Source organism: Paenibacillus sp. TAF43_2 (assembly GCF_052113545.1).
In the GTDB taxonomy this organism is placed as follows: domain Bacteria; phylum Bacillota; class Bacilli; order Paenibacillales; family Paenibacillaceae; genus Pristimantibacillus.
Window position 1 is genome coordinate 1 of the sequence record NZ_JBFRDK010000242.1, and the last position, 7,336, is coordinate 7,336.

Consider the following 7,336-nt stretch of genomic DNA (forward strand, 5'->3'; position numbering starts at 1 on the left):
GTTATCGTTTGTCATGTGCTCCGATATACAAATTTCTTCGCAGAAATAAAAAAAATTATTGATAGCAATGAGCTGGGAAAGATCATAACCATTCAGCATAATGAAAACGTCGGAAATTATCATATGGCTCATTCTTTTGTAAGGGGGAATTGGAGAAACAGCGACCTAGCGAGCCCAATTATTATGCAGAAATCGTGTCATGATATGGATATATTGGCATGGCTTGTGGACAGTGATGCGAAGCGGATTTCTTCCTATGGGGACCTGACTTATTTTAAAGAAGAGAATGCACCAGCGAATAGCGCTGAACGATGCCTAGATTGTAAAGTTGCCGCAGATTGCCGCTTCGATGCAAGGAAAGCTTATCTTCCAATCAGAGGCCAATGGCCGGCTACAACGATTTCGGTAGATCAGACTGAAGAGGGATTATTGAAGGCTTTGGAAACAAGCCCATACGGACGCTGTGTTTATCGGTCTGATAATAATGTTTGTGACCATCAAGCATCCATTATTGAGTTCAAAAATGGCGTAACGGTCACCTTTAATTTAAGCGGTTTTACCAATAAGATGTATCGTACGCTTAAAATTATGTGCGAGCATGGAGAAATTAGAGGTGATGACAGCTTAAATATCATTGAAGTAACGCGGTTCACATCCAATATGTCTGAACAATATGAGCACACCGTGATCCGGCCAGCTGCCATGAATGGCGGACATAATGGCGGGGATACAGGACTGATGATCGATTTCTTGGACAATTTAAAAAATGAGGACAGCAACAGCAGATCTTCCATTGATAGATCAGTAGAAAGTCACATTATGGCCTATGCAGCTGAGAGAGCAAGGGTTACAGGTACAGTAATTGATATCGATCATTTAAAGGAAGAGCTGCAAGAAACATTACGCGATAGCCGCTCGATAACGATGCAAAGGTAGTGATGTAATGAGTTCAGTTGTGAAAGGTTTCTTATATGAGATAAAGAAAAACAGAATATTGTATCTCATGTGCGTGCCTGCGCTTGTTGTATTAATCATGTTCAGCTACATCCCTTTTGCAGGAATATGGATGGCATTTACCGACTTTAATGTAGTTGACGGCATATTTGGCAGTAAATTTGTTGGTCTTGATAACTTCACTTACTTTTTCTCTAAAAATAGCATGGGCTGGAAGGTTACCTATAACACCTTATACATTAACTTTTTCAGCCTCATATTAGGCATTATTGTTCYAGTCAGTATCGCTGTTTTCTTAAACGAGATACGGAATAAATCGTTTAAACGGATTGCTCAAAGCATGATGTTTTTTCCTTATTTTATATCGTGGGTTGTAGTGGGCGCTATTCTTTATGGGATCTTCTCAACGGATGTAGGTGTTGCCAACAATATTTTGGAATTTTTTGGGGCAGATCCGATTAGATGGTATTCAGAACCGAAGTATTGGAAATGGATCATTATTCTCTCGAGTGTATGGAAGTGGAGCGGGTATAGCTCGATTCTTTACATGGCTGCAATGGCTAACTTTGATGGGAGCTTGTATGAAGCAGCGAAAGTAGATGGCGCGAATAAGCTGCAGCGCATTATTTTCTTAACCATTCCTATGTTAAAACCAACAATCATTGTCTTGACTTTACTAAGCGTTGGACGGATCTTTTATGGTGACTTTGGTATGATATACGGCATTGTCGGCAATAACCCGGTACTTATTGACGAGGTTACCGTAATCGATACTTATGTTTACCAGTCTATGCGCACGTTGGGCTTTTCTTATTCGACTGCAATCGGATTATTTCAGTCTCTAATGGGATTAATTCTAATCTCTGCAGCTAACAAATCGGCTAAGAAAATAAACGATGGAGAGGGTCTATTTTAATAATGGAAACTAATCGATTGCTTGGAGATAGGCTCGTAAAGAGCTTGGCGTATTGTTTTATTGGCTTATTTGCACTCATTTGTTTATACCCGCTTGTATTGACCTTAAGTGTTTCCTTCTCATCTGAGCAGGCCATTGTCAAAAATGGTTATTCCATTATCCCGCTGAGTCCAAGTTTGGATACGTATAAATATATCTATGTGAATAGTGGAATGAAGATATTGAAATCTTACGGCGTAACCATCTTTGTAACTGTAATTGGCACAGTAAGCGCATTGCTGATTACAAGTATGATTGCATTCTCGATATCCGTAAAAAAGCTAAGATATCGCAATATTATCGCATTCATTAGCAATTTTACGATTATTTTCTCGGCCGGCTTGATACCGTGGTATATGGTTAGCGTGAATTATTACGGACTGAAAAATAGTATTTTGGCGTTAATCCTTCCTTCTATTTTTAGCGTATGGAATATGTTTTTATTGCGAACGTATTTTTCTAGCATTTCACCGTCTTTATACGAAGCGGCGGAGATGGATGGAGCTAATTATTTCACCATTTATTTGAAAGTAGCTCTTCCTTTAAGCAAGACTGCCCTGCTCACAGTGGGGTTAATGTATGCGCTGAATTATTGGAATGATTGGTGGAATGCACTCATCTTCATCAACGACAAGGATCTATTTCCGCTGCAATACTATCTCTACAACATTCTATCGAATGTAAATGCGATCAGCTCCGGCCGTATTCCCTCTGGGGCTTCCGGCAACATAACGCTGCCAGCAGAAACCGTAAAGATGGCAATTACCGTAATTACAATTGGTCCTATTATTTTCCTATTTCCTTTTATTCAAAAGTATTTCGTTCATGGCATTATGGCGGGCGCAGTAAAGGAATAAGCGATACATGGTTTGAAGCCTATCTAGGCCTAACATACATTAACCATTAAATAGGGAGGGTTATCAATGAAATCCAGTAAAATGCTTATCTTTTTGGTTTTAATGCTAGTTTCCACTTCAATACTAGCAGCGTGTAGCAACAAGGAAGAGGTTGGAGGAAAGGGGAAGCTCGAAACACTTACCATCTTGTACCCGGGGGACGAAAGTGATCGTATGACTGAATTTCTTGAAAAAGAGTTTTCAGAGAAAATGGCAGCCGATCTCGGATTAAAGTTGAAAGTTATTTTTGTGCCATGGGCTCAGTACTGGGAGCAAAAAGATATTATGCTCGCTGCAAATGAACCGATTGATCTTTATTGGGATGGTCTTCCCGACCTTTCTACCATTGTGAATAAGAAGCAAAGCATGCCATTGGATGATCTAATTAAGCAGTATGGCCAGGATATGCTCAAAGTGCTGCCGATGGAACAGTTTCAAGGTGCGGTAATTGATGGCAAAATTCATGGAATTCCGTCCGCGTATGCTCCGTCATCGGCTATGTATCAATTGGTAGCTGTTCGTCAGGATATACTAGAGGCTGTTGGTATGAACGAAATAAAAACAGCTGAAGACTTAAAAGAGTTTGCTACCAAAGCGAAAAAACAGTTCCCGGAAATGAAAGGGCCAGCTGATATTGTCTTTAAACCTCTCACCAGATATTTTACAGAAGAGCAGTATAATTTTATTGCAGTAGAAGATTTAATCGTATTTGGCGAAGACAGCAAAAAAGCACATAGCTATTATGAATCAGAAGCTTTCCAAAAAGTAGCGAAATTTAACCGTAGCATGTATGATGCAGGGCTTTATTCAGAGGATCTGACTATCAAATACAATGAACGGGATTCTCGCATGCAGACAGGTCTATACTTATGGGTTGAAGGCTCGTTAGGCAAAGAAATGGAAATTATAGATGCAATAAAAGCAAATGCACCTGATGCTAGAGTGAAAACTTATCTTCTGGCACCAGAGAAACCTCGTTATATTACTGCAACAGGAGGAGAAGTTCTAGGCGTTCCTGTAACGGCTCCTAATCCAGAGGGTGCGATAAAATTCGTGAATTGGATTTATAAATCCAAAGAAAATTATCAATTAGCGCTCTATGGCGTTGAAGGCAAGGATTACGAGATTGTAGATGGAAGAATCAAAAAGCTGACTGCAAATGAATTCTTCTATGAATGGATGTTTAGAAATCAGAATTATCAATTGTTTGGACCGGACGTAGCACAAGAATCTATTGATCATTATAAAACCTGGGATGACGAGGCAGTAACTTCCGCTTCACTCGGCTTCCGATTTAATAATGAGAAAGTAAAATTGATTGAGACAGCCCTAAAAGAAGTAGCAGGCAAGGACTTAGCAGCTATACGTTCAGGCTTTGTCGATTTTGAAACGGAATACCCGAAAGCGATTAAGAAGCTAAAAGCAGCAGGGATTGATGAATACGTAGCTGAGATTCAGCGCCAGTTGGATGAGTTTTTGGCTAGTAAATAAAGAGATATTATATTTTTAAGTTCTAGTATTGGCATAGGAGTAAAAGTAAATGATGTGAAACCCCGACCCAAAAGAGGTCGGGGTTTTTGCGTTGTTTTGCATAACGCCCTATGCAGGATGTAGTACTATAGAAATAGAAACCAATCTTTCCTTTTGAGGGGTATATCTATTGAAGAAAAGTAAGCTAATTAGGGATTTAATATATGTGAGCGGCGAGCATGAGAAGAATTATTTTTGTTACTATGGAATCGAATTTCATGAATTTATGAACTGTGTACATCATAGGCCGGAGAACCTTATACTTCTTAAACATGATTTTCATAACGTACAGACGAATTGGCATTCTAGACTTCATTATGTTTTGCAGCAAGGATTGGATGAATTAATTGAAGAAAACGTGTATGACTATGGAGATTTTTGTTGGGTAGATTTCTCCAAAGAAGAGGATTTAAATGCTTTAAGCAAAAATCAAATCGCTGAATTATTGTTTTTTGGCCATATGGGTGAGCCATTGCATCATATACCAAAGCTGAGGTTTGCTTATTTTGCACATGATGATGGCTGGTTTAACAAGCTTTATGTTAGCGACTTATATGACTATGAAGTTCTTTTAGCTAAAGTGATTGCTTTTAAGCTTCATAAACTAACCGGTAGGCATGTTCAAGAAATTCCAAAGGACATATCATCGGTCCTTTTAGAATGGACAAGAGATGGATTATTGATTGACTTGTCAAAAATTCAAAAAAGTAAAGCTGAATTAAGAATACCGGTAACCTTTATTGGTCATGACATTAATATGGACAGCGTATACGATTTTAGAAAAGAAATTAGGGATTACAAGGTTTGGTTAGTTTATTCAAAAAAGGTATGGAAGCTTATTAAAGAGGATTAAAACGAACGTTTGCGTTATGGGGAAGTATCATCCCTGTCATTTGAGCGCGATTGTTGATATTTCTAATGGGTTATATATTCGTTCAAGCTTGTAACCTATCCACAGGTAGGCTGAAAATCAGACATCGTGGATCTTATTATATTGATCAATGTATGTCATTATATTTTTAGGGGGGATTGGATGTTTACTGAATTCAATATGACGGATGACAGCCCTGCCTATACTCAAGTAAAAGAATACATGAAAAGTTTAATTACTTTAGGTGTATTGCAAGCGAATCAGAAGCTACCGTCTACGCGCGAACTCAGTTCTATGCTGAATGTCAGTAGAAATACGGTAGTTAATGCATACGCAGACTTGAAAGACGAAGGTTTTGTGTATGTAGATAAAGGGAAAGGGAGCTTTGTTGCTCAAAAATTCGGTGAAGCAGCAACTGAACAATTATGGCAGCTTGATTGGAAGCAAAATATTAGCAAGCAAGCGAAGATTGCTGAAAAAATGGATCTTAGCAAGCACGGGATACGTTCGAGCACAGGGGAAATCAATTTCACAAGTATCGCACCGGATGGGAAACTGTTTGATCTCGATAATGTCAAACGAGCATTTTTAGATCGGATGTCCATAGAGGGTGAAATCATCTTAAACTATGGATATGCACAAGGCTACAAGCCTTTAATGGAATATTTACTTCGATATATGGAGAATAAAGGGGTAAATCTAGAGGGTAAGGATATTCTGATTACGAACGGTTTTACAGAAGGATTAGATCTCATTTTATCGACTTTAATTAAGAAACATGGTCGTGTCCTTTGCGAGAATCCTACCCATCATGCGGCTATTAAACTGTTTAAGATGCATGGATTTGATATTGTGGGTATCGAAATGGAGCAAGACGGGATTAATCTTGTGGAGCTGGAGAGGGCATTGTCAGAGCGATCGTTTGATTTAACCTATCTTGTACCTTCCTATCATAATCCAACGGGGATTGTGATGTCTCCCCATAAACGAATGGAAGTCATCAAGCTGCTCCATAAATATCAAGTCCCGCTTATTGAAGATGGGTTCAACGAGGAGCTAAGGTTTTCAGGAGACCACATTGCCCCTTTAATTGCATGCAACGGAAATGGAAATAGTGTCATCTATCTAGGCAGTTTTTCGAAAATCCTATTCCCTGGCCTCCGGGTTGGATGGGTCTTGGCGGAGAAAGAGCTCATTTATTATCTGGAAAGTGTAAAGCGTGCGCGAAGCATCCACACCTCCACATTAGATCAATCCTTACTTTATCAATATCTTCATAATGGCAACTTCGAGAAGTATTTGAAAAAAGCCAAGTCTGAATATAAACGAAAATGTGAATTAGTCATTCGGTGCTGTAAAGCGTTTATTCCGTTAAAACGCCTTTCAGGCGACGGAGGGCTTCATGTTTTTATTGAATTCGAAGATAACTTTGATACCAATGTCTTATTAGAATACTGTCGCCACAAAGGGGTCATATTTACTCCGGGCAACATTTTTTTTACGGATAATAAAGGTCATCATACGATACGCCTTGGCTTCTCACGTGTCGCATATGAGGACATCATAAAAGGAATTCAAATTATAGGTGATACGGCTAAACAAATGATGAAGGAGAGACAGCTATGAGAGTTGGAGTGATAATGGGGGGTATTTCATCAGAAAAAGAAGTTTCCCTTATGACTGGACGCGAAATGATTGCTAATTTGGATAGAGAAAAGTATGAGTTGTATCCGATTGAAATCAATCGAAAAGATGAACTCATTGAAAAAGTGAAAAATATTGACGTGGCTCTGCTTGCGCTTCATGGGAAGTATGGTGAGGATGGAACGATTCAAGGGGCGCTTGAAACACTTGGCGTTCCTTATACGGGGTGCGGTGTTTTATCAAGCAGCTTGAGCATGGATAAAAATATATCTAAAAAACTATTTCTTAATGAAGGCATCGAAACTCCTGACTGGATTCATTTGAATAGTGCGGCTGAATTATGTATTGAAGATGTCGAACGACTGGGGTATCCGGTAATCGTGAAGCCAAATTCAGGCGGATCGAGTTTAGGAGTCAAAATAATAAAAAACAAAGAAACGTTGGTTGATGAGGTACTAGAAACCTTTCGATGGGATAATGAAGTAT

The 7,336-nt window shown here is 39.0% G+C and carries 7 protein-coding genes; all 7 read left to right on the top strand.

What is annotated here, in order from left to right:
* On the top strand, nucleotides 1-936 hold a 936-nt coding region (locus tag AB4Z17_RS30410), incomplete at its 5' end, for a Gfo/Idh/MocA family protein (protein ID WP_441964011.1).
* Between the two features lie 7 nt (nucleotides 937-943).
* Nucleotides 944-1,870, top strand: coding sequence for an ABC transporter permease (locus AB4Z17_RS30415; RefSeq protein ID WP_441964013.1), 927 nt, complete (start codon nucleotides 944-946; stop codon nucleotides 1,868-1,870).
* Nucleotides 1,871-1,872: 2 nt separating this feature from the next.
* Nucleotides 1,873-2,766, top strand: a complete 894-nt coding sequence (locus AB4Z17_RS30420) for a carbohydrate ABC transporter permease (protein ID WP_441964015.1) — start codon at nucleotides 1,873-1,875, stop codon at nucleotides 2,764-2,766.
* Nucleotides 2,767-2,832: 66 nt separating this feature from the next.
* The gene (locus AB4Z17_RS30425; RefSeq protein ID WP_441912338.1) at nucleotides 2,833-4,296 is read left to right on the top strand and encodes an ABC transporter substrate-binding protein; all 1,464 of its coding nucleotides are present in this window, start codon (nucleotides 2,833-2,835) and stop codon (nucleotides 4,294-4,296) included.
* Nucleotides 4,297-4,465: 169 nt separating this feature from the next.
* The gene (locus AB4Z17_RS30430; protein WP_441964017.1) at nucleotides 4,466-5,188 is read left to right on the top strand and encodes a hypothetical protein; all 723 of its coding nucleotides are present in this window, start codon (nucleotides 4,466-4,468) and stop codon (nucleotides 5,186-5,188) included.
* 180 nt (nucleotides 5,189-5,368) lie between these two features.
* Nucleotides 5,369-6,832 carry a MocR-like pyridoxine biosynthesis transcription factor PdxR gene (gene pdxR, locus AB4Z17_RS30435; RefSeq protein WP_441964019.1) on the top strand — a complete coding sequence of 488 codons (1,464 nt, stop codon included), beginning with the start codon at nucleotides 5,369-5,371 and terminating at the stop codon, nucleotides 6,830-6,832.
* Nucleotides 6,829-7,336 (top strand): ATP-binding protein (locus AB4Z17_RS30440; protein ID WP_441964021.1); only part of this gene is annotated, 508 nt, incomplete at its 3' end. The genes pdxR and AB4Z17_RS30440, both read left to right, overlap by 4 nt.

What these genes read in the sequence shown, in the direction of transcription:
- AB4Z17_RS30420 (WP_441964015.1), top strand. Translation starts at nt 1,873, where the DNA reads ATGGAAACTAATCGATTGCTTGGAGATAGGCTCGTAAAGAGCTTGGCG.
- AB4Z17_RS30425 (WP_441912338.1), top strand. Translation starts at nt 2,833, where the DNA reads ATGAAATCCAGTAAAATGCTTATCTTTTTGGTTTTAATGCTAGTTTCC.
- pdxR (WP_441964019.1), top strand. Translation starts at nt 5,369, where the DNA reads ATGTTTACTGAATTCAATATGACGGATGACAGCCCTGCCTATACTCAA.